This is a genomic window from Planobispora longispora, assembly GCF_016863135.1.
Taxonomy (GTDB): Bacteria; Actinomycetota; Actinomycetes; order Streptosporangiales; family Streptosporangiaceae; genus Planobispora; species Planobispora longispora.
Genome location: NZ_BOOH01000013.1, coordinates 46,872 through 68,976 on the forward strand (window position 1 = coordinate 46,872; position 22,105 = coordinate 68,976).

A 22,105-nucleotide genomic window follows, 5' to 3' on the forward strand; every position below is an offset into this window, starting at 1 on the left:
CCGGAGGCTGATGACGGCCTACGGCGCCGCGGCCTTCGCCGCCTGGGGCGACGGCCGCCTGGCCGAGGCCGCCGCGTTCGCGCGCGAGGGCGTCGCCCTGGCGGAGGGGACGCCGGGGGCCAGGCGGGGGGACGTGGCGATGGCGCTGGCGGCGCTCGGGGACGTGGCGCTGGTCAGCGGCGATCTGGTCGCCGCGCTCGACGCCTACCGGGCCATGGAGAAGGCCGGCGGCGGTCCCTTCGCCTCGGCCGTCGCGGTCGCGGGCCAGGCTCTCGCGCACTGCTACGGCGGCGACGAGATCGCCGCCCCGCGCGCGGCCCGCCGGGCGGTCACGCTGGCCGCCGAGTCGGGCAACCCGAGCATCATGGCCTTCGCCCGCTTCGCCGAGGGCGAGACCCTGGCGGATCTCGACCCGGCCGCGGCGGAGGCGTCGCTGACGGTGGCGCGGACCTTGTGCGAGGAGACCGGCAACCGCCTGATCACCGGCCTGGTGCTCACCTCGACCGTGGCGCTGCGCGGACGGCACGGCCCGGCGGGACCCGCACTGGAGCTGTTCCGGGAGGCGATCGCGCACTGGCGCCGGGTGGACAACCGCACGCTGATCGCGACCGCGCTGCGCAACCTCGTCATGCTGTTCGCGCGTACCGGCATGGACGAGGCCGCGGTGACACTCGCCGCGACGTTGAGGCGGGCGTCACCGGGCGTCTCATACGGAGCCGAGGCCGATCGGCTCGCGCGGGCGCTGGCGGCCGTCCGGGCCCGGCTGGGCGGGGACCGCCACGCCCGGGCGGAGCGGGCCGGCGCCGGCCGGTCGCTGGAGGAGGGGGCGGACCACGCCCTGGCCGTCCTGCACGCCCGCGCCGCGGGCCGCCAGGAAGACCAGCGCGATCTCGGCGAGCAGCAGCAGGCGTTCGAGCAGCCCGTAGTAGTCCGGGCCGCCGATGAGGTCCGCGGTCAGCGAGCCGGGGTGTGCCGCTAGGAAGGCCGCCAGCAGCGCCACCGACGCCGCGCTCACCGTGAGCAGCGCGGTGTCGCGCCCGCGGCGGCCGAGCAGCCAGCCCGCGCAGGGCAGCGCGGTGAACACCACGGCCGCCGCCCAGCGGTGGATCTCCCCGGTGATCGAGACCACCGCGGGCGCCGCGTCCGTGGGGAACGACGCGGTCAGCAGCAGGCCGAGCGCCCCGCCGACCAGCAGCACCCGGGCGGCCGCGCTGCCCGACGGGTCCGTCCGGGCCAGGCCGTACGCGGTCCACAGGCAGCCCGCGGCCAGCGCCAGCGTGCCCCCGACCAGCGCCCAGGCGGTGCCCTCGGCCAGCGCGTAGTCGCTGATCAGGCCGCTCATCGGGGAGACGGCGCCCCCGGCGGCGAGGTGCGCGTAGACCATCGCCACCAGGGCGAGCGCGGCCCCGCCCATGCCGAGCCCGCGCCAGGCCGGCTCCCGGCCCGCCGGCCGGGCGGCCTCCACGTCCCCGCTTCCCGTCATTTCCGTCTCCCCGCTCTCCGCCGTCTCCGCGTCCCCGCCACGGCCCGCCGCGCCACGGCTCATCGGGCCACCTCCCGGTAGATCTCCTCGAACCGGGCCAGCGAGGCCTGGTGGTCGTGGGTCAGCGCGATCGCGCGGCTGGCCGCGCCCATGGTGGAGCGCAGGCCGGGCGAGGTGATCAGGGAGGTCAGGTCGCGGGCCAGCCCCTGGACGTCGCCGGGGCGGTACAGGTAGCCGTTCTCGCCGGATCGGACCAGGTGGGGAAGGGCCATCGCGTCGGCGGCCACCACCGGCAGGCCGGTGGCCATGGCCTCCAGGGTGGCGATGCTCTGCAGCTCCGCGACCCCCGGCATGGCGAAGACGTCGGCGGCGGCGTAGGCCCGGGGCAGGTCCTCGTCGTGGACGAACCCCAGGAAGGTCACATGCCCGCCGACCCCGATGCGCCGGGCCAGCCGTTCCAGCGTGGCCCGCTGCCCGCCGGTGCCGACCAGCACGAGCTGCACGTCGTCGCCGTTGAGGATGTACGGCAGGGCGCGGATGAGCTCGTCCAGCCGCTTCTCCTCGTCCAGCCGCCCGACGAACAGCACGGTGTCCCGGTCGGGCAGGCCGAACGCCGCGCGCGCCCGGGACTTCGGCTCCGCCGCGGGCCGGAAGCGGCTCAGGTCGATGCCGCAGGAGACCGGCTCCACGGGCAGGGCGAACCCCTTGCCGGACAGCAGCCCGGCGGCGGTCCGGGTCGGCGTGGTGATCCGGTCCGCGCGGGAGAAGATCCGGTTGAAGTCGCGCCAGGCGAGCTCGCCCGCGCGGTCGCGGAACCGGCCGGGCACGTGCGCGAACTGGAAGAGGTTGTCGGGCATGAAGTGGTTGGTCGCGACCACCGGCACGTCCCCGCGCCGGGCGGCGGCGATCGCCGCCCGGCCGACCACGAAGTGGCCCTGCGTGTGGACCACGTCCGGGGCGACGTCGGCGATCAGCCGGTCGAGCCGGGCGGGAAGGGAGACCCGCATGCTCGGGTGGACCAGCAGCGGCGCCGAGCGCAGCCGGTGCACGGTCACGTCGCCGTCGCGCTCGGTCCTGGCCGGGCCCGTGTCCGAGGCGCAGACCACGTGGACGTCGTTGCCCCGCCCGGCCAGGCCCTGGGCGAGCCGGTGGGTGAAGTAGGCGGCGCCGTTCACGTCCGGCGGGTAGGTGTCGGTCGCGATGAGCACCCGGCGGGGCCGGACCGGGAGGGACGCGGGGACGGGAACGGCGGAGGGGACGGGAACGGCGGACGAGACGGCGGAGGGTGCGGCGGGGGACATGACCATGGAGCGGACTCCGTTCATCTGGCTGTGGGGTCGGGGGCGGACGACAGCGGAGTGGTGCGGGCGAGGGCGACGGTCCCGGCCGCGGCGAGCGCCGCGGCCGCCAGGGCGACGAGGGTGTCCGCCGCACCGGAGGGCAGGGGCTCGCCGAGCAGGAGCGCCCCGAACGTGAAGGCGGTGAGCGGGTCGGCCACCTGGAGGGCGGCGAAGGCGACGCCGAAGTGGCCGAGGGCGTAGGCGCGCTGCAGCAGGGCCAGGGCGACGAGTGCGGGGATCGGGGCCGCGGCCAGGAACCAGAGCTCCCGGTTGCCGTCGACCAGGACGCGGGCGAGGGTGGAGGTCGCGCCGTACAGCACGCCCGCTCCCGTCGCCAGCAGCCCGGCCCGCGCGGCCGGGGAGGCCCGGCGGGCGGCGGCCCCCATCAGCAGGGCGGCGGTGGCCGCCCCCGCGAGCAGGGCCACCGCCTCCCCGGTGCCGAGGTGCGGGGGGCCGGAGGATTCGGGGACGACGAGGACCAGGCCGATGAGCCCGGCGGCGACCACGGCCGCGGCGGCCAGTTCACCCGCCCGCAGCCTGCGGCCGTGCAGGGCGGCGGCGCAGGGCAGGGCGAACAGGAGGCTGGCCACGCCCAGCGGCTGCACCACGGTGAGCGGGCCGTACTTGAGCGCGACGATGTGCAGGACCGTGCCCGCGGCGATGGCCAGACCGCCGAACAGCCAGCGGGGCCGCCGCAGCAGGCCGCGCAGGCCGGGCTCGGCCGCGCCCGCCGCCTCGAACTGCTGCAGCGCGGCGCCGAGTGCGAAGAACAGCGAACCCAGCAGTGCCAGAGCGACGGCCAGCACGGTCATGCGTACTCCTCCCACAGCAGATCAAGACATGACGAGATGGCCGCGACGCCTCGTGGAGGCATCCGGTTCGTGGTTTTCCGGTGGACTAGTGGAAGCGTCCCGCGCCGGAGGAGTCCGGACCATAGGGGATCTCCCTGACTTCGATGGGAGATCCCTGAGATCCGCGTCGGGGGAGCGGTGGGAGAGCGCTACCCCTCAGGTCTGGTTCCGGCTGATCCGGAGTCGTCCGGGAGGGACGGTGGCACGCCCCGGTCAGTCGGCGGCGTAGGCCGGCTCGGCCTCCGGGGACTGCGGGACGACCTCCCGGCGGCGGCGCGCGTACCGGACGACCTCGACGATCACGGTGATCGTCACGGCGATGCCGAGACCCAGCAGCAGGCCCTTGATCGGGTCGTGCTCGAAGGCGGCCCCGCCCACGTAGCCGATCAGGGCCGAGTAGACGGCCCAGGAGGAGGCGGCGATCCCGTCGAAGAAGGCGAAGGAGCGGCGGGGGTAGGCGACCGCGCCCATCGTCAGCGTGCACGCCGTACGGCCGCCGGGGATGTAGCGGGCCACCACCAGGACCAGCCCGCCCCGCTCGGCCAGCGCCTGCTCGGCCCAGGCGAACGCCTTGCCGCTGCGCTTGCCGTTGCGCAGCTTGTCGTTGGTGGTGCGGCCGATGGCGTAGGAGATGTGGTCGCCGGCGAACGCGCCCAGCGCCGCCACCACGATCACCAGCGCCACGTTGGGAGCGCCGGTGGAGGCTGCGAACACGCCCGCCGTGATGACGGAGGTCTCGGCGGGCACGATCGGGAAGAACCCGTCGAGCATCGCCAGCGCGAACAGCGCCAGGTAGATCCAGGGGGAGGACATCACCTGCTGGACGACGTCGAGGATGGCATGGGTCATGACCGGGCTCCAGGGGGTCTCGGGTGATTCTCACAGCACGCTGACGGCCCGGTGGTTTCCAGACATCGGGGAGGGCCCCGGAGTCCGCGGGGCGTACCCCTGAGATCCCTCAGGGATCCGTCACGTGGACCGTATGGGTGGCATCTGTCATGTGGCTTGCATGTGGATTGACCGTATGAATTGTGCAGGTTTTCCGGCATCGCACGAACGGCCCCGACCGCCCCCTACTTTCGTCGGGGGTGCGCGTGCTCCCCGAGACGGAGGGACGGGCCGCGGAACGGCTGTAGCGTCACGGAGTGATGGACGAGAGGAAACCGGCGAAGGCTGTTCCCCGGGCCTGGAGAGGGCTGCTGCTCTGGGCGGTGTTGTGCGTCCCGGCGCTCCTCGCGCCGCCCCTCCCCACGTGGCTGGGCCCGGGTGACGGCGGCTGGACGCGGGCGTGGGCGGTCCTGGCGGGAGCGGCCCTCCTGGCGGCGGTCATGCTCGCCCGCCGGCGGGCGCCGCTCGCCGTCGCGCTGGCGGTCCTGGCGGCGGGGTCGCTCAACGTCGAGCAGGGCTGGGCCACCACCAGGCTCTGGTGGGTGCAAGAGCCGGTGAAGCTGGGACCGCTGAACGGGTTCACCCTCGCGGTCGTCGCCCTCAGCTACCGGGCCGGCCGCCGGATGCCCCGCGCGCGGCCCGCCGCCCGGGCCTACGCCGCGGTCGTCGGCGCGGTCGCCGTCCTGACCGCGGTGGTCTCCCTCGGTCCCGAGCCGGCCCCCGCGGCGGCGTCCTGGTCCTCGGTCCTGTCCGGCGTGCTGCTCTGGGCGGTCCTGCCGTGGTCGGCCGGGCTGGCGGTACGGCAGCGCGCGGAGTCACGCGCCCGCGAGCAGGGCCTCGTGGCCGCCCAGGCCCGCCTCCGCGAACGCAACCGGATCGCCCAGGACATGCACGACTCGATCGGTCACGACCTGGCCCTGATCGCGCTGCGGGCCGCCGCCCTGGAGATGGCCCCCGACCTGGACGAACGGCACCGCAAGGCGGCGGGCGAGCTGCGCGGCGCCGCCGCCGAGAGCACCGAGCGCCTGCGCCGGGTCATCGGCGTCCTGCGCGAGGCGGACGAGGGAGACGGCGGGGCGGGCGCGGCGCCGCTGACCCCGCCCCAGGAGAGCGTCGCGGAGATCGTGGAGCGGGCCCGGGACTCGGGCCTGGAGGTGGAGTTGCGCGGGGACGGCGGCCTGCGGGACCGTACGGCCTGCCGGGTCGTCCAGGAGGCGCTGACCAACGCCGCCAAGCACGCCCCCGGGGCCCCGGTGACGGTCGAGGTGCTGGACGGGGCCGGAAAGCCGGACGGGGCCGGGAGGTCCGACGACGCCGGAGAGATCACGGTGATCGTCCGCAACCGGGTCCCGGACGTCTCGCCCGCCCGATCACGCGGGGGCGGCCTGGGGCTGATCGGCCTGCGCGAGCGGGTACGGCTCGCCGGCGGCGCCTTCGAGGCCGCCCGCGGCCCGGAGGGCTTCCTGGTCCTGGCCCGCTTCCCCGTCGAGGCGGCGGAGCCTTCCCGGGAGGTCCCGGCGGAGCCTTCCCGGGAGACCGGCGTGAGCGAGGCGGGCCGTATCCTGCCGGACGGAGTCACATGATCCACATATCGCCCGACGGAGCGACACGATCCGCGCCCTGCCGAACGGAGTGACATGATCCGGGTGCTGCTGGCCGACGACGAGGCCATGATCCGGGCGGGGGTCCGGGCCATCCTGGCCGCCGACCCGGAGATCGAGGTGGTCGCCGAGGCGGGCGACGGACGGGAGGCGATCGACCTGACGCTCTCCCACCGCCCCGACGTCGTCCTGCTCGACATCCGCATGCCCCGGCTGGACGGCCTGGCGGCGGTCGCCGAGCTGCGCCGTACCGCGCCGGAGACCGGTGTGCTGATGCTGACCACGTTCGGCGAGGACGAGTACATCGCCCGGGCGCTGGGGGAGGGCGCGAGCGGGTTCCTGCTCAAGGCGGGCGACCCGCGTGAGCTGCTGGCCGGGATCCACGCCGTCGCCGAGGGCGCCGCCTACCTGTCGCCGAAGGTCGCCCACCGGGTCATCACCGAGCTGACCGGCGGCCGGATGAGCCGCACGGCCGCCGCCCGCGAGCAGATCTCCGGCCTCACCCCACGCGAGCGCGACGTCCTCGCCCTGGTCGGCGCGGGCCTGTCCAACGCCCAGATCGCCCGCAGGCTCCACCTGGTGGAGGGCACCGTCAAGGCCCACGTGAGCGCGATCCTCACCCGCCTGGACGCCCGCAACCGCGTCCAGGCCGCCATCCTCGCCCACGAGGCGGGCCTGCTCGACCCGGAGGGGTAGAGGCGGTTCCCCGGCCGGGGGAGCGGGGTGGGAGAGTCGCACCATGACTCAGTTGATCAATGACCCCCGGATCGGAGTCCCCCGTCTGGCGGCGACCGCGGTGGCGGTCGTGGGCATTCTCCCCTACCTCGCCCTCAAGCTCATCTGGCTGGCCGGCGGCACCCTCGGGATCCAGGACCCCTCCGTCCTGGAGGACGCCGGTTTCTTCGGGCTCAACCTGCTCACCTTCGGCATGGACGCGGTGGCGCTGGTCATCGTGCTCGCGTTCGTCCGCCCCTGGGGGCGGCGGATCCCGGCGGGGCTGGTCCTGCTCCCCACGTGGGTCGGGATCGGCCTGCTGGCCACGATCCTCGCCCAGGTCCCGTTGAGCGCCTTGGCCGGAGTGCTGAGCGGGACCCCGCTCCTGTCGGAGGACAGCCCGGTGGCCGGGTGGGTCTATCTCGTCGTCTACGCCGGGTTCTGCTGCCAGGGGCTCGGCCTCATCATCGGGTTCCGGTACCACGCGCGCCGCCGCTGGCCCTGGGTGTTCACGCGCGGGGTCTCGGACGGCACGGCGGGCGCCACCGGCGAGTTCCAGGGGTTCGCGGCATGGGGGGTGGTGATCGTCGCAGGAGTCCTGGTGTTGATCAACCTGAGCTGGATGCTCGGCGCGACGTACGGCCTGCCCGCCGCGCTGGTCGCCGACCGCACCTTCGCGTTCTACCTGAACAGCGGGGTGAACACGGTGCTGGCCGTGGCCGCGGCGGCGGGCCTGCTGGTGATCGTCCGGCGGCGCTCGGGGCGGCCCCTGTGGATCCCGGTGACGCTCGCCTGGGTCGGCTCGGGCGCGATGTTCGGCTGGTCCCTCTACTCGATGATCATCACCTTGACGCCGAACCCGCTGAATCCCGGCGGCGACCAGGGCATCCTCGGCATGGTCAGCCTCTTCACCCTGCTCACCGGGGCCGTCGTCGGCCTGACCGGCATCGTCGCGCTGGCCGAGCACGCCTCCGCCTCGCGTCCGGCTCCGCCGGGCGCGGCGGGGTAGGCGTCCCGCGGGCCGCACCTGGTCGAGGGCGCCGTCCACGGCCCGGGAAGGTTCGTCAGCGGGCCTCTTCGCCGGTGTCGTCGAACAGGTCGTGCACGGTCGGGGCGGTCGCCGCGCGGGCCGCCCACGACTCCAGCCGGGTCAGATCGGTGCAGGCGGTGACGCGGGTCCGGATCTCATCGGAAACCGGCAGGCCGCGGGCGGCCAGCACCACCAGCACCATCCGGGCCGCCTCCTCGGTCTTGCCCTCCGCCTTGCCCTCGGCCAAGCCCTCCGCCTTGCCCTCCGCTCTGCCCACGGTTTTGCCTTCTTCCAGGCCGCGGCCGTAGTGCTCGCGAGCGAAGGGACTGTAGACGGGCCAGGCGGTGGACGTCATGATCTCCTCCAGGAGGCGTCGGATCTCAGGTGTGGCCATGCTGAACGCGGAACAGCTAGATGACGGCGTCATGTTGAGGGGATGGCGCGTCACTCATTGTGACATGTAGAGCACGGAAAGCGATTATATTTTCGAGAACTCATGCCCATGAAGCCGTACGGCCCGTGGGGGCGTTCGTTCGATGAGTTCCGGAATGGCGTTCCGGCTCCCGGGTACGCCCTCGGTCGTACGGCGAGAGCCGCCCCCCGAAGGATGCGGGGCGGCGGGCGGCCCGGAAGGCTTGAGGCCATGAAGGTGAGCCTGAACATCACGAACTACTCGTGGCCGGAGGGTGCGGCGGGCCTCGCCTCCCGGCTCGGCGGGATCGTCCGCGCGGCCGACGAGGCGGGCCTGGACACCGTGTGGGTCTCCGACCACCTCATCCAGGCCGCTCCGGGGAGCACTCCCGAGGCGGAGATGCTCGAGGCGTACACGACGCTGGGCTTTCTCGCGGGGCGGACGCGGCAGGTGAGACTCGGCACGATGGTGACCGGCGTCACCCATCGTCCGCCCGCCCTGCTGGTCAAGGCCGTCACCACGCTCGACGTGCTCACGGGCGGGCGCGCCTGGCTCGGGGTCGGAGCCGGATACCACGAGGAGGAGGGGCGGGCCATGGGCCTGCCGCTCCCGCCCGTGGCCGAGCGGTTCGAGCGGCTGGAGGAGACGCTCCGGCTCGCGGTCCGGATGTGGTCGGGTGACGAGAGCCCCTTCGAGGGGCGGCACCTCCACCTGGAACGCCCGCTCGGCAGTCCGCGCCCGCTGTCTTCGCCCCGCCCGCCCATCCTGATCGGGGGCATGGGGGAGCGGCGGACCCTGCCTCTGGTGGCGCGGTACGCCGACGCGTGCAACCTCTTCGACGTCCCCGACGGCGGCCGGACGGTCAGGCGCAAGCTGGAGGTCCTGGCGCGGCACTGCGAGGAGCTCGGCCGGTCCTATGACGCGATCGACAAGACGCTGAGCACCCGGCTGGACCCGGGGGAGACGGCGGAGGCGTTCGCCGGGCGCTGCGCGGCGCTGACGGAGCTCGGGATCGGGCACGTGGTCGTGATCACCGGCGGCCCGTGGACGGAGGAATCGGTGGGGACGCTCGGCGCCGCGGCCTCCCGGGTGCGCTCACTCTGACCCGTGCGGATGGAGCTGCTCCGACGTGCGGGAGCGGTCGCCCCGGCCTGCCGGCGCCGCACCTCCCGGCGGCCGTCGAAGGGTCAGGCGGCGGGGGCGGGGGCGGGATCGTGGTGCAGGCGGCGCAGGACGCGCCGGAAGGCCCAGATGGAGAAGGTCGCGGCGGTGCCGGTGATGGCGGCGACGATCAGGGTGCGGGTCAGCAGGTAGGTGCCGACCGAGTTGTGGAGCAGGAGCCAGATGCTCACGGTGGAGTTGGCCAGCAGCACGAAGGCCCACAGCAGGGTGATGCGGGCGAAGAAGCGGCGGACCCGCTCGTTGCGCAGCACCACCGAGGGCAGGTGGACGTAGTCGAGGGTCAGCTTCTGCACCAGCGGGCGGCCCAGCCGCACCGAGGCGAGGAAGACCATGCTGATGCAGATCGTGCCGAGCTCGGGCTGGAGGAAGAAGACCGTCATGCTCCCGGACCAGATCCCGATCAGGGCGCGGGCGGTGATCGCCAGGGCGGCGAGGAACATCGTCGCGGGCACCCGGGTCCGCCGGATCAGCCGCCAGCCGATCCCGGCGTACACCCAGGTGGCCACCGCGATCATCGCGCCGTTCTCGCCGAGTACGGCGAAGGCGGTGTAGAAGACGGCGAGCGGCGCCACGACTGCTTCCAGGAGCCGTGGCACCGCCTGGCGGGCGAGCACGGTCAGGCGGGGAAGGGTGAAGGGCGTATGGCTCACTGCTGCTCCACGGGACGGCGGATACGACCGGCGCTCGGAGTTCGCGCCTACCCCAGCAATAGACGACCAGGCCTGCCGGGGCCTTGAGACGCACTTGCGGAATGGTTACTCCGGTGTGCGCCGGCGACTCACGCTACCGGGCGCGTACGGACGCCACCGGGTAATTCGACATCCTGTCCGTGTGAGGCAGATCACGACGGTGTGTCGCATTCTTGCTGATCAAGGATGGTGGAGCGGGGAGTCAGCCGATGCTGGCGGTGGCCAGCTTCGCGCCGAAGCCGAGGAAGAGCGCGCCTGTCCCCGCGGTGAAGCCCGCCGCCAGCTTGCGCCGCTGCCGGAACTGCGCGGCGAGGTAGGTGCCGCCGAAGATCAGCGCGCTCAGGTAGAGCATGCTGAAGATCTGCAGGATCGTGCCGAGGATGAGGAACGACAGGGCGGGCGCGCTGTAGCCGGGGTCCACGAACACGATGAAGAAGGAGATGAAGAACAGGATCGCCTTCGGGTTGAGCAGGCTGACGACGAGCGCCCGGCGGAACGGGTTCGCGGCCGGCTCCGCGGTCTCCTGCGCCGAGGCGGCCGTCCGCGGGGACCGCCACGACCGCCAGGCCCCCCGGATCATCTGGAAGCCCATCCAGCCCAGGTAGGCGGCTCCGGCGTACTTCACGACGGCGAACAGCAGCGGCGCGCTCTGCAGCACCGAGGCGGCCCCGGCCGACGCCAGGGCCATCAGGACCGTGTCGCCGACGAACACCCCCGCCGCCCCGAGGTATCCCTGCCGCACCCCGTGCCGCGCGGCGGTGGCCAGGACGTAGAGGGAGTTGGGACCGGGCAGCAGGATGATCAGGAAGGCGCCGATGGCGTAGGCCCAGATGTCGGTGATGCCGAAGAACATGGTGGTGCTCCAGGGGGCGGAGGGGATCCTGCACCACGGTACTCCCACCGGCGCGTTCACCACTCCGCGGCTGGTCGCGGCCCGCGGCCTCCGGCGAGGGCGCTTCGTGGGCGGAGGCGGGTCAGCCGAGGTCGGCCAGGGGGTGGACGCGGTGGGGGACGACCGCGGACAGGGTGATCACGGTGCTGCTGCGCCGTACGCCCGGGATGGCCAGGGCGCGGTCGATGACCTCCTGGATGTGCTCGTGGTCGCGGCCGGCGATGCGGCACCAGACGTCGCCGGGACCGGTGACGATGTGGGCCTCCAGCACCTCCGGGATCGCCCCCAGGGCGGCGGAGATGCCGGCGCGGGAGACCTGCTCGACCTCCAGGGTGGTGAACGCCTGCACCGGGTAGCCGAGGGCGCGGGGGGAGAGGTTCGGGCCGAAGTCGGTGATCACGCCGTCGGCGACCATCCGGTCGAGCCGGGCCGAGACCGTGCCCCGGGCGACGCCGAGGAGGCGGGCGATCTCCAGCAGGCCGGTCCGGGGGCGCTCCCTGATCAGCTGGAGGAGCCTGCGATCGAGATCGTCCAGGCCGTGCTTCCGTACTGCCAATCTGTCCACCTCCGGGATGCGGGTCGCGGCCGGCACTGACGATCTGACAGTGGAACGGCGGGGGTGTTGCCCGGTCTGCCGGTGAGATTCACACTACGCCTGCATATTCGCCACCTGAACCAGGGTGGATCTGAACAGCAGGAAGCCGCGGAGGTCACCATGGCACGGCAGCACTCCCACCCGTTCGTCCCGTACCGGCCGGTCCGGTACCCCGAGCCGGAGATGATCGCCCGGGGCCGGGAGTTCTACGAGCACATGGACGGGCGGCGCAGCGTGCGCTTCTTCAGTGACGAGCCGGTGCCGCGCGAGTGCGTCGAGCTGGCGATCAAGGCGGCCGGCACCGCGCCGTCCGGGGCGCACCAGCAGCCGTGGAAGTTCGTGATCGTCGGCGACCCGGAGACGAAGCGGCGGATCAGGGAGGCCGCCGAGGTCGAGGAGCGGCAGAACTACGAGGGCGGGCGGCTGACGCCGGAGTGGCGCGAGGCCCTGGCCCCGCTGGAGACGGGCTCCGACAAGGAGTACCTGGAGACGGCGCCGTGGCTGGTGGTGTGCTTCGCCGAGAAGTACGGCGTGCGCCCGGACGGCACCCGGGTCAAGCATTACTACGTCAACGAGAGCGTCGGCATCGCCTGCGGGTTCCTCATCGCGGCGCTGCACACGATGGGTCTGTCCACGCTCACCCACACGCCCAACCCGATGGCGTTCCTGAGCGAGATCTGCGGGCGGCCGGGCAACGAACGGCCCTACATCCTGTTCCCGATCGGTTATGCCGCGCACGACGCGGAGGTGCCGGATCTGGTCCGCAAACCGTTTTCCCAGGTGGTCGGGTAATCGGCCGGACGGAATGGAGCCTGTGCGGGAAGGGCGGCGCGCAGGGCCTTCCCGCACGGGCTCCGCGCTTCGGAGCGCGCCTTCCCAGGCCCTTCGGGCCGCGTCTTCCTCAATCGTTGAAAATCAAAGCTTTTGGGCCTTGTGAGCGGCCTCTGTCAAAGCTACGATCGCCACAACTCTTAGGAAACTTTCCTAAAAGAAATTGCGAACGGGAGTATCCGTATCCCGTTCCAAATCGAGAAGACAGACGTTCAGCTGCGGAAACTCAAAGATGAGAGCCGTCGCCACCCGAGGGTCGGCCGTCCCGACACACCTCACCTCCCGGTTCCCTCCCGCGTGTGAGTGATCATGAAACGCATCCCCGCCTTACTGGTCCTGACAGCTTCTGCAAGCTTCCGCGCCCCCCGTTGAGCCGGGGCGCCCTCCTGCCGGGCCTCGCACGGCAGGAGGGCGCCCTTCCCGCCGTACGGCTTGTGCCGCGCCCTCCTCGATCCCCTCCCGAGGAGCTCCCCCCGATCGGGCGCAAGCCGTACGGCCACCCCCCGAACCAGCGTCCAACGAGGTCAACGTGAAATCTCGCGTCATCGTCCGATGTCTCGTCTCCCTGGCGGCGCTCCTGCCGGTCGCCTCGCTCACGCCCCCCGCCCACGCCGCCCCGGCCGCCGTGACCGCCACGGCCACCGCCGCCGGGGCCACCGCCACGTTCACGAAGGTCGGTGACTGGGGATCCGGCTTCGAGGGCAGGTACACGATCAAGAACGGGACCGCCGCCACGATCCCCTCCTGGAAGGTCGAGTTCGACCTCCCCGCCGGGGTGAGCGTCGGCTCCTTCTGGGACGCCGCCCTGACCCGCAGCGGCCAGCACTTCACCTTCTCCAACGTCGGCTGGAACGGCACCCTCGCCCCCGGCGCCAGCGTGACCTTCGGATTCCTCGGCTCGCCCGGCGGGGCGTCGGCCGTGCCGGCGAACTGCAAGCTCAACGGCGCCGCCTGCGCCGGAGACGACGGCGGGCCGACCGACCCCGTGCTGCCCGGCAAGCCCGGCACGCCCACCGCGAGCGGCGGGGCCAAGAGCATCGCGCTGTCGTGGGGAGCGTCGTCCGGCACCGTGACCGGTTACCGCGTCTACGAGGGAAGCGCCCAGCGGGCGCAGGTCACCGGGACCAGCGCCACGATCTCCGGGCTGGGCGACTGCGAGACGCACACCTACACCGTCAAGGCGTACAACGCCGAGGGCGAGTCACCGGCCAGCGCCGAGGCCACGGCCACCACCACCGGCTGCCCGCCGAGCCCGCTGCCCAAGCACTTCCTCACCGGCTACTGGCACAACTTCGTCAACGCCGCCGTCGAGCTGAAGCTCTCCGCGGTGCCCGCCGAGTACGACCTGGTCGCCGTCTCCTTCGGCGAGGCCACCAGCACGCCCGGCGAGGTCGTCTTCGGTGTGGACCCGGGCCTGTCGACCGCCCTCGGCGGCTACACCGAGGCCCAGTTCAAGGCCGACGTCGCGACCCTGAAGGCACGCGGCCAGAAGGTCATCCTCTCGGTCGGCGGCGAGCTGGGCCGGGTCCAGGTGGCCAGCGCCACGGCGGCGACGAAGTTCGCCGACACCGTCTACGCGCTGATGCAGCAGTACGGCTTCGACGGCGTCGACATCGACCTGGAGAACGGCCTCAACGCCACCTACATGGGTCAGGCGCTGCGCTCGCTGCGCGCCAAGGCCGGCGCGAACCTGATCATCACGATGGCCCCGCAGACCATCGACATGCAGTCGACCGGCGCCGAGTACTTCAAGCTCGCGCTGAACATCAAGGACATCCTCACCGTCGTCCACACCCAGTTCTACAACTCCGGCTCGATGCTCGGCTGCGACCAGATGGCCGCCTACTCCCAGGGGACGGTCAACTTCATGACCGCGCTGGCCTGCATCCAGCTGGAGAACGGCCTCCGCCCCGACCAGGTGGCGCTCGGCCTGCCCGCCGGGCCCGGCGCGGCCGGCGGCGGGATCGTCGCCCCCTCCCTGGTGAACCAGGCGCTCACCTGCCTGGCCACCCGGACCGGCTGCGGAAGCTTCGTGCCGCCGCGCGCCTACCCGGGGATCCGGGGCGCGATGACCTGGTCGATCAACTGGGACGCCTCGAACAACTGGAACTTCTCCAAGACCGTCAAGCCGCACCTCGCGACCCTCCCCTAGGCAGGAACGCTCATGAGATCACGCCGTACGGCCGTCGCCGTACTCGCCGCCCTGGCGATGACCTCCGCCGGGATCGCCACCACCGCCACCGTCGCCGCGGCCGCCGCCGCGCCCCGGACGAGCGCCGTGCTCGCCGCCGCCCCCGCCTGGCAGCCGTACACCTCCTACGCCGTCGGCGCGCAGGTGAGCTACAACGGCGTCGACTACCAGGCCATCCAGGCCCACACCTCGCTGCCCGGCTGGGAGCCGCCGAACGTCCCGGCCCTGTGGAAGGTCGCCACCGGCGGCCCCACGAACCCGCCCGGCACGCCCGGCCAGCCCGGCGCCCCGTCGGTGACCGGCACGACCGACTCCTCGATCTCCCTGTCGTGGGGCGCGTCGTCCGGCACCGTGACCGGCTACCGCGTCTACGAGGGAAGCACCCAGCGCGCCCAGGTCACCGGGACCAGCGCCACGATCGGCTCCCTCGGGACCTGCACCACCCACACCTACACCGTCAAGGCGTACAACGCCCAGGGCGAGTCGGTCGCCAGCAGCCAGGTCACAGGCACCACCGCCGGCTGCACCAACCCCGACCCGCCCGGCAAGATGGCCGGCGCGCCGTACCTCTACATGGGCTGGGGCAACCCGCCGAGCCCGGCGACCGTCATGAACGCCACCGGCGTCAAGTCCTTCACCATGGCGTTCATCCTCTCCAGCGGCGGCTGCACCCCGGCCTGGGACGGCAACCGGCCGCTGACCGGCGGCGCCGACGCGCAGGCCATCTCGCAGATCAAGGCCGCGGGCGGCAGCGTGCAGATCTCCTTCGGCGGATGGAGCGGGAACAAGCTCGGCCCGAACTGCTCCACCCCGCAGGCCTTCGCCGGCGCCGTGCAGCAGGTCATCAACGCCGTCGGACCGGCGGTCGTCGACTTCGACATCGAGAACACCGACGAGTTCGAGAACTACACGGTCCAGGACCGCATCCTCAACGGCCTGAAGATCGTCAAGGCGAACAACCCGAACGTCAAGGTCGTGGTGACCTTCGGCACCACCCGCACCGGCCCGAACGCCCACGGCATCCGCCTGATCAACCAGGCCAAGGCGCTGAACGTGCCGATCGACAACTTCACGATCATGCCGTTCGACTTCGGCAGCTCCAACATCTACACCGACACCGTCAACGCCTCCGAGGGCCTGAAGAACGCGCTGAAGTCCGCCTACGGCTACACCGACGCGCAGGCGTACGCCCGCATGGGCATCTCCGGCATGAACGGCCTGTCCGACCAGCAGGAGCTGACCTCCCCGGCGACCTGGCAGCAGATCACGAACTGGGCCAGGTCCAAGGGCCTGACCCGCCTGGCCTACTGGGCGGTCAACCGCGACCGTCCCTGCCCGGGCGGCGGCGTCACCTCCAACTGCAGCGGCATCGCCCAGGCCGACTGGGAGTTCACCAGGATCACCGCAGGCTTCTAGCCGGTACGGCCCGCGCCCCCGCCCCGGGGCGCGGGCCGCACGCCCATGACACCCCCCATGATCTTGTGAGGCAGACCGGATGAGATTCAGGAAGCTCGCGGCGGTGACCGCGCTGGCGCTGGGCGGCACGGTGCTGGCCGCCGCGCCCGCGTACGCGGCCAACATCGCCACCAACCCCGGTTTCGAGGACGGGCTGACCGGCTGGACCTGCTCGGCCTCCTCCGGCGCGGCCGCGGTGTCCTCGCCGGTGCACGGCGGATCGAAGGCGCTGCAGGCGACCCCGGCCGGCTCCGACACCGCCCGCTGCTCGCAGACCGTCAGCGTCAAGCCGAACTCGTCGTATTCGCTGTCGGCCTGGGTGCGCGGCGGCTACGTCTTCCTGGGCGCCACGGGCACCGGGACCGGGGACGTGAGCACCTGGGCCTCGTCCCCGTCGGCGTACACCCAGCTGACCCGGACCTTCACCACCGGCCCGTCGACCACGACGGTGACGGTCTACGTCAACGGCTGGTACGGCCAGGGCGCCTACCAGGCCGACGACGTCGTCCTGGACGGCCCGCCCGGTCAGGGCACCCCGACCGACACCACCCCGCCGACGGTCCCGGCGAACCTGGCCGTGGGCAGCCCGACGGCGACCTCACTGGCGTTGAGCTGGTCGGCCTCCACCGACGACTCCGGAACGGTGGCCCGCTACGAGGTCTCCCGCGACAACGGCGCCGCCGTCAGCGCGGGCGCCGCCACGAGCTACACGGCCACCGGGCTGGCCGAGAACACCACCTACGGCTTCCGCGTGCGCGCCTGCGACGGCTCCGGCAACTGCTCGGCCTACAGCCCCCCGGTCAGCGGCAAGACCACCGGCGACGACACCCCGCCGCCCACCGACCTGCCCGAGCGGGTGCTCGTCGGCTACCTGCACGCCTCCTTCGCCAACGGATCGGGATACGTCCGGATGGCCGACGTGCCGGACGAGTGGGACGTCATCAACCTGTCCTTCGGCGAGCCCACCTCGGTGACCTCCGGCGACATCCGCTTCCGGCAGTGCCCGGCCGCCGAGTGCCCCAACGTCGAGTCCGAGGCCGAGTTCATCGCCGCGATCCGGGCCAAGCAGGCCGCCGGGAAGAAGGTGCTGATCTCCATCGGCGGGCAGAACGGCCAGGTCCAGCTCACCGGCGCGGCCGCGCGCGACACGTTCGTCCGGTCGGTGAGCGCGATCATCGACAAGTACGGCCTCGACGGGCTGGACATCGACTTCGAGGGCCACTCGCTCTACCTCGACAACGGCGACACGAACCTGGCGAACCCGACCACCCCGGTGATCGTCAACCTGATCGCCGCGCTGAAGACGCTCAAGGCGAAGTACGGCGCGAAGTTCGTGCTGACCATGGCCCCCGAGACGTTCTTCGTCCAGCTCGGCCATCAGTTCTACGGCCCCGGCCCGAACGGCGCCGCCGACCGGCGGGCCGCCTCCTACCTGCCGGTCATCCACGCCATGCGCGACGACCTGACCCTGCTGCACGTCCAGGACTACAACTCCGGGCCGATCATGGGCCTGGACGGCCAGTTCCACACCATGGGCACGCACGACTTCCACGTGGCCATGACCGACATGCTGCTCGCGGGCTTCCCGATCATGGGGAACGCGGCCAACGTCTTCCCGCCCCTGCGTCAGGAGCAGGTGGCCATCGGCCTGCCCGCCGCGCCCTGGGCCGGCAACGGCTTCACCACGGTGGCCGAGGTGCAGAAGGCCTTCGACTGCCTGGCGAAGGGGACGAACTGCGGGCCGTACAAGCCGAAGGGGGTCTATCCGAAGCTGCGCGGCCTGATGACCTGGTCGATCAACTGGGACCGGTACAACGGGTTCGAGTTCTCCCGCAACCACCGGGCCTACCTCGACGGACTCGGCTGACGGGCCCCTCGCAGACCCCTCGCCGCCGGGAGAGACGGACTCCCGGCGGCGAGGTAACCGCCGCCGCCGGGAGAGACGGACTCCCGGCGGCGCGGCGTTTTCCGCCGTGTCCCGCCCGGGTTCCCCGCCCGGCGCACGGCCGCAGGAGTGCGCACCCCGACCAGCGGGGTAGAGAGCCCCCATGGGGGATGAACTTCGCGAAATGGCTCACAGGGGTCAAGGGACGAACCTGGCGCTCGCCACGGCCGCGTTCACGATCACCTTCTGGGCGTGGAACCTGATCGGCCCGCTGGCCAGGACCTACAGCAGGCAGCTCGACCTGTCGCCGACCCAGACGTCCATGCTGGTGGCGATCCCCGTGCTGGTCGGCTCCCTGGGCCGGATCCCCGTCGGGATCCTGGCCGACAGGTTCGGCGGGCGGCTGATGTTCGGAGTCATCTCCTTCGCCGCGATCGTCCCGGTGGTCCTCGTCGGCCTGTCCGAGTCGTACGGCACGCTGCTGCTGTGGGGATTCGTGCTCGGCGTCGCCGGCACCTCGTTCGCGGTCGGCGTGCCCTTCGTCAACGCCTGGTACGAACCGGCCCGCCGCGGCTTCGCCACCGGAGTCTTCGGCGCGGGCATGGGCGGCACGGCGCTCTCGGCGTTCCTCACCCCCCGCCTGGTCGAGTCCGCCGGCCGGCTCCAGACCCACCTGCTGATGGCCGGCCTGCTCGCCGTCACCGGCGTCGTCATGCTGCTGTTCAGCCGGAACGCGCCCGGCTGGACGCCCTCCACCGCGCCCGCGCTGCCCCGCATGCGCGAGGCCATGAGGCTCAAGGCGACCTGGCAGTGCGCGTTCCTCTACGCCGTCGTCTTCGGCGGGTTCGTCGCCTTCTCCACCTACCTGCCCACCCTGCTGCAGAACGTGTACGCGTTCAGCCAGACCGACGCCGGTCTCCGCGCCGCGGGCTTCTCGATCGCCGCGGTGATCGCCCGGCCGCTCGGCGGGATCGTCTCCGACCGGCTCGGCCCGGTCAGGGTGCTGCTCATCGCCCTCGCCGGGGCGGTGGTCATGGCGCTCGTCCTGATGCTGAACCCGCCCCTGGAGGTCCCCGCGGGAGCGGGCTTCGTGCTCATGGCCTTCTTCCTCGGCCTCGGCAGCGGCGGCGTGTTCGCCCTGGTCGCCAAGCTCGTCGAGCCCTCGCGCGTCGGCACCGTGACCGGTCTGGTGGGCGCGGCCGGGGGCCTGGGCGGCTACTTCCCGCCGCTGGTGATGGGCGTGGTCTACTCGTCCTTCGGGACCTACGCCGTCGGGTACGTGCTGCTCGCCGTGACCGCGGCGGCCGCCATTCTCTACACATGGAAGGCGTTCCCGTCGGGCTCCACGGGGGCCGGGGGGTCGGGGGCGCCCGGGTCCTCCGGCCCGCCGCGCTGAGGAGGCGCCCTCACCCGGGGTGAGGGAGCCGTTCCGGACGGTGCTCGCAAACTGGGAGAGCGGTATCGTTTCGGCGTTCGAGTGGTTGTCCGCGCGCGAGTTCCGGCAGGCTAGTGGCCGTCATGGACTACGCAATTCCCACGGGGACCATCCTCGTCACAGGTGTCGTGCTCGCTCTGGTCGCGCAGTGGAAGGGCTGGCGCCCGTCGCTGCCCGTCGTGCTCGCGGTCGGGATCGGCTTCCGGGTGCTCATCATGGCCTTCGCCGCCGAGAGCGAGTGGCAGCCGGTCGACTTCGTCGAGAGCTTCAAACCCGCCGGCGACGCGGTCCTGCGAGGGCAGGACCCCGTCATCGGCAGCGAGGGCGGCTGGCATTTCCTGCCGATGATCCCGTACGTGTACGGCCTGCTGCTCTGGCTGGGCATCCCGTGGGAGTGGGGCGGACGCCTGGTCACGGTGGTCGCCGACATCATCCTGATCCCGCTGGTGGGCAAGCTCGCCGGAGGGGCCGCCGCCAACCTTCGCGCCTTCCAGTACGCCTGCAACCCCCTGGCGGTCCTCGTCGCCTCGATCCACGGCCAGGTCGAGCCGGTCGCGCTGGTCTTCGGCGTCGCGGCCTTCGTGGTGGCCCGCGGTCCCGGCGACCCCGACCGTCCGGGCCTGCGCGACGACCCGGTCGCTCTGGTGCGCGAGCGGGTGTCGGCCCTCGGGTTCGGCGGCGCGGTGCGCGACCTGGCCGCCGCGGCGCGCCCCGCGCTGGCGCGGGCGCTCGCCCCGCGCGAGGGCGAGCGGGACACGCTGCGCCGGGCCCTGTTCGCCGGGCTGCTGATGGGCCTGGCCCTGTGCGCCAAGAGCTGGCCGATCTGGCTGATCCCCGGCATGCTCCTGCTGCTGCCGACCGTGCGCGCCCGCGTCGTGGCGTTCGTGGCCACCGGCGTCGCGCCCGTCTTCTTCGTCGTCACCGAACCGCTCTTCCTGAACGCCTCCCTGGGGGAGGTCATCCAGGCCCTGCGCACGATCGGGGACATCCGCCCGATCGTCGGCGAGTGGGGCTACACCCCGTGGTTCACCGACGGCGACTGGGCGCTCCGCCCCGATCTCACCACCTTCGGCACCCGTCTGATCTACATCACGCTGCTGCTGGTCGCCTTCTTCTGGCGCCGTGCCGACCCGGTGGACGTCACCGCGGCGATGCTGCTGGCCTTCATGGTCGTCACCCCCCGCCTCGGCACGCAGTACCTGCTGTGGTTCATGCCGTTCCTGGTCGCCCGCCCCACCCGCTTCGCCTGGCCCGCCATCCTGGGCGTCTGCCTCTGGGCGGGGTACGGATATCTCTACATGACACAGTTCGACACCACCACCTGGTGGCACCTGCACTCGATCTGGTCCCGGGCCTCGATCGTGCTGCTGCCGATCCTCGCCCTCGCCCTGCCCTGGGAGCGCCGCGTCTCCCGGGCCGCGGCGGTGGAGCCCGGAGGCCCTCCGCCCGGACCGGTCTCCGTCTCCGCGTGAGATCTCCATCCCCGCGTGAGATCTCCGTTTCCGGGCGAGACGCGTGAAAAACCCGGTGCGGTCGTCATGGGCGCCTTGCCACTCTTGAGGTCATGCAGGCAACCGTCACCGTCACTCCGGCGCAGCTGCCGGGCGTGCTGCTGCACGTCGCCGTCGTGCGCCCGGTGTTCCTCTGGGGGGCGCCGGGCATCGGCAAGAGCTCGCTCGTGCGCGACTTCGCCGACTCGCTCGGGCTGGAGTGCGTGACGCTGCTGGGCACCCAGCTCGCCCCCGAGGACCTCATCGGCGTGCCGGAGCTGGTCGGCGGGCGCAGCCGGTTCGCCCCGCCGGAGACGATCGCGCGGGACGAGCCGTACTGCCTGTTCCTCGACGAGCTGAACGCCTCCGCGCCCGAGGTGCAGAAGGCGTTCTACTCCCTCATCCTCGACCGCCGCATCGGCGCCTACGAGCTCCCGGAGGGCTCGGTCGTGATCGGCGCGGGCAACCGCGCCACCGACAACGCGCTGGCCAGGCCGATGGCCTCGGCGCTGGTCAACCGGCTGGTCCACGTGCACCTGCGGGCCTCGGCCACCGACTGGCTCACCTGGGCCACCGGCAACGGCATCCACCCGTGGATCGTCGAGTACCTCATCCAGCGCCCGGACCACCTGTGGAGCGCCCCGCCCAAGACCGAGGAGCCGTTCTCCTCACCGCGCGCCTGGCACATGCTCTCCGACGTCATGAACTCCTACGGCGACGGCCTCGACGACGAGACCCTCGCCATGCTGGCCTTCGGCACCCTCACCACCGCCCACGCCTCGGCCTTCCGCGCCTACGTCAAGACCGTCCGGCACGCCTACGACCTCGACGCCGTGATCAAGGGCGAGGCCCCCTGGCCGCGCGCCCCCGAGGACCGCGACCTGCTCTACTTCCTGTCGGAGACCTTCCGCGCCCGCCTGATGAAGGAGCTCCCGGCCGACAAGCGCGGCGCGTCCGCCCGCGGCCGCGACCTCGCCTTCCGCGCGAAGACGCTCCTGGTCGAGCTGGCCGAGATCTCCCTGGAGTGCGCGCAGCTCGTCATCGCCAACGACGCCAACGGCGCCCCGGCCCTGCCCACCTGGTTCCTCGTCGAGGTGGGCAGGGACCTGCCCCGGCTCGTCGCGGCGCGGAGCTGAGGCCG

Annotated in this window: 19 protein-coding genes; 11 read left to right on the forward strand and 8 right to left on the reverse strand. The window is 72.5% G+C overall.

The genetic code is table 11. From position 1 onward, the window contains the following. Positions 1-706 precede the first annotated feature (706 nt). The 4 genes from Plo01_RS40880 to Plo01_RS07105 all read right to left on the reverse strand — a co-directional run bounded on the left by Plo01_RS40880 (position 707) and on the right by Plo01_RS07105 (position 4,523). Positions 707-1,546: a DUF998 domain-containing protein gene (locus Plo01_RS40880; RefSeq protein ID WP_275415369.1), complete on the reverse strand. Its 840-nt coding sequence runs from the start codon at positions 1,544-1,546 to the stop codon at positions 707-709. Continuing rightward, positions 1,543-2,790, reverse strand: coding sequence for a glycosyltransferase (locus Plo01_RS07095; RefSeq protein ID WP_239315966.1), 1,248 nt, complete (start codon positions 2,788-2,790; stop codon positions 1,543-1,545). The genes Plo01_RS40880 and Plo01_RS07095 overlap by 4 nt, the downstream gene beginning before the upstream one ends. Before the next feature lie 14 nt (positions 2,791-2,804). Continuing rightward, positions 2,805-3,635 (reverse strand): DMT family transporter, encoded by an 831-nt coding sequence (locus Plo01_RS07100; protein ID WP_203889703.1) that lies wholly within the window; start codon positions 3,633-3,635, stop codon positions 2,805-2,807. Positions 3,636-3,887: 252 nt separating this feature from the next. After that, complete coding sequence (locus Plo01_RS07105) at positions 3,888-4,523, reverse strand: DedA family protein (protein ID WP_203889704.1); 636 nt, start codon at positions 4,521-4,523, stop codon at positions 3,888-3,890. 299 nt (positions 4,524-4,822) lie between these two features. Between Plo01_RS07105 and Plo01_RS40885 the strand changes: the two genes are divergently transcribed. From Plo01_RS40885 to Plo01_RS07120, 3 genes are read left to right on the forward strand one after another with little or no spacing between them, the layout of a single operon-like run. Continuing rightward, positions 4,823-6,145, forward strand: coding sequence for a sensor histidine kinase (locus tag Plo01_RS40885; RefSeq protein ID WP_203889705.1), 1,323 nt, complete (start codon positions 4,823-4,825; stop codon positions 6,143-6,145). Positions 6,146-6,199: 54 nt separating this feature from the next. Further along, positions 6,200-6,859 (forward strand): response regulator, encoded by a 660-nt coding sequence (locus Plo01_RS07115; protein ID WP_203889706.1) that lies wholly within the window; start codon positions 6,200-6,202, stop codon positions 6,857-6,859. Positions 6,860-6,902: 43 nt separating this feature from the next. After that, entirely contained in the window at positions 6,903-7,886 is a 984-nt protein-coding gene (locus Plo01_RS07120) for a hypothetical protein (protein WP_203889707.1), read from the forward strand. Positions 7,887-7,941: 55 nt separating this feature from the next. On the opposite strand, the gene Plo01_RS07125 is transcribed toward Plo01_RS07120, so the two are convergent. Beyond that, positions 7,942-8,262, reverse strand: coding sequence for an RpnC/YadD family protein (locus Plo01_RS07125; protein ID WP_203889708.1), 321 nt, complete (start codon positions 8,260-8,262; stop codon positions 7,942-7,944). Positions 8,263-8,550: 288 nt separating this feature from the next. Between Plo01_RS07125 and Plo01_RS07130 the strand changes: the two genes are divergently transcribed. Beyond that, positions 8,551-9,423 carry a TIGR03560 family F420-dependent LLM class oxidoreductase gene (locus Plo01_RS07130; protein ID WP_203889709.1) on the forward strand — a complete coding sequence of 291 codons (873 nt, stop codon included), beginning with the start codon at positions 8,551-8,553 and terminating at the stop codon, positions 9,421-9,423. Positions 9,424-9,506: 83 nt separating this feature from the next. On the opposite strand, the gene Plo01_RS07135 is transcribed toward Plo01_RS07130, so the two are convergent. The 3 genes from Plo01_RS07135 to Plo01_RS07145 form a co-directional block, all read right to left on the reverse strand. After that, positions 9,507-10,151: a VC0807 family protein gene (locus Plo01_RS07135; protein WP_203889710.1), complete on the reverse strand. Its 645-nt coding sequence runs from the start codon at positions 10,149-10,151 to the stop codon at positions 9,507-9,509. A 241-nt stretch (positions 10,152-10,392) separates the two neighbouring features. Further along, positions 10,393-11,043: a leucine efflux protein LeuE gene (gene leuE / locus Plo01_RS07140; protein ID WP_203889711.1), complete on the reverse strand. Its 651-nt coding sequence runs from the start codon at positions 11,041-11,043 to the stop codon at positions 10,393-10,395. A gap of 121 nt (positions 11,044-11,164) precedes the next feature. Beyond that, complete coding sequence (locus Plo01_RS07145) at positions 11,165-11,638, reverse strand: Lrp/AsnC family transcriptional regulator (protein WP_203889712.1); 474 nt, start codon at positions 11,636-11,638, stop codon at positions 11,165-11,167. Positions 11,639-11,797: 159 nt separating this feature from the next. Here Plo01_RS07145 and Plo01_RS07150 point away from each other — a divergent pair, with 159 nt between their 5' ends. The 7 genes from Plo01_RS07150 to Plo01_RS07180 all read left to right on the forward strand — a co-directional run bounded on the left by Plo01_RS07150 (position 11,798) and on the right by Plo01_RS07180 (position 22,100). Beyond that, on the forward strand, positions 11,798-12,469 hold the full coding sequence (locus Plo01_RS07150; RefSeq protein ID WP_203889713.1) for a nitroreductase family protein: 672 nt from the start codon (positions 11,798-11,800) through the stop codon (positions 12,467-12,469). Between the two features lie 568 nt (positions 12,470-13,037). Further along, entirely contained in the window at positions 13,038-14,660 is a 1,623-nt protein-coding gene (locus tag Plo01_RS07155; protein WP_203889714.1) for a chitinase, read from the forward strand. A 12-nt stretch (positions 14,661-14,672) separates the two neighbouring features. Continuing rightward, complete coding sequence (locus Plo01_RS07160) at positions 14,673-16,115, forward strand: carbohydrate-binding protein (RefSeq protein ID WP_203889715.1); 1,443 nt, start codon at positions 14,673-14,675, stop codon at positions 16,113-16,115. Positions 16,116-16,194: 79 nt separating this feature from the next. Then, entirely contained in the window at positions 16,195-18,021 is a 1,827-nt protein-coding gene (locus Plo01_RS07165) for a chitinase (RefSeq protein WP_203889716.1), read from the forward strand. Between the two features lie 202 nt (positions 18,022-18,223). Then, positions 18,224-19,435: an MFS transporter gene (locus Plo01_RS07170; RefSeq protein ID WP_239315968.1), complete on the forward strand. Its 1,212-nt coding sequence runs from the start codon at positions 18,224-18,226 to the stop codon at positions 19,433-19,435. A 122-nt stretch (positions 19,436-19,557) separates the two neighbouring features. Next, the gene (locus tag Plo01_RS07175; RefSeq protein WP_239315989.1) at positions 19,558-20,946 is read left to right on the forward strand and encodes a putative hexosyltransferase; all 1,389 of its coding nucleotides are present in this window, start codon (positions 19,558-19,560) and stop codon (positions 20,944-20,946) included. Positions 20,947-21,038: 92 nt separating this feature from the next. Continuing rightward, positions 21,039-22,100 (forward strand): ATP-binding protein, encoded by a 1,062-nt coding sequence (locus tag Plo01_RS07180; RefSeq protein WP_203889718.1) that lies wholly within the window; start codon positions 21,039-21,041, stop codon positions 22,098-22,100. The last annotated feature ends 5 nt before the right edge of the window (positions 22,101-22,105 follow it).